We start from the raw sequence: 640 nt of genomic DNA, 5'->3' as shown, positions 1-640 counted from the left end.
AATGCTGGGGTAAACTCAGGCTTTATGATTGCCCACGTGACCGCAGCGGCGCTAGCCTCAGAGAACAAGTCTATCGCCCATCCTGGCAGTGTCGATAGCATTCCAACCTCTGCCAACCAAGAAGACCATGTATCGATGGCCACTTATAGCGCCCGCCGCCTATATGAAATGGCGCACAACACGGCTACCATCGTTGGCATTGAGCTATTGGCTGCTGGTCAAGGTATCGACTTCCATCGTAATCTTGCTACTTCCGAAGCATTACAGGCCGCGCATCAAAAATTGCGCGAGAAAGTGACTTTTTATGACAAAGATCGCTACCTAGCGCCTGATATTGAAGCCGCAAAGCAAATAGTATTAGATGGTACGCTCACCGAATATTGGCAGTCACTGCGTAGTGATTGGTATGAGTCTAAATAGCAAAATTTTATATATAAAACCCACTCTCAACCATCTAGCTTTATTGGCGTAAGCCATACTAAATTGAGAGTCAGGTTTTATATTATGAAAGGAGGTCAACAATGACAATAGCCGTAAGCCATACTGCAGCTGATATGAGTCGGTGGACAGGACGTGCAGAGCCGTTTCAGTCTGCGCGCGCCCGCTACTGGTATCAAATAGCCCAGCCTTATGCCTTTCA

Annotated in this window: 1 protein-coding gene; it reads left to right on the top strand. The window is 47.3% G+C overall.

The features are described 5' to 3' along the window. The coding region (locus ACS8FD_RS21725; RefSeq protein ID WP_439277399.1) for an aromatic amino acid lyase at positions 1 to 420 on the top strand (420 nt) is incomplete at its 5' end. Between the last annotated feature and the right edge of the window lie 220 nt (positions 421 to 640).

The organism is Psychrobacter sp. 1U2 (assembly GCF_051847575.1).
Note: the sequence above shows the minus strand (reverse complement) of the source record. Positions and strands in the feature narration are given on the sequence as shown.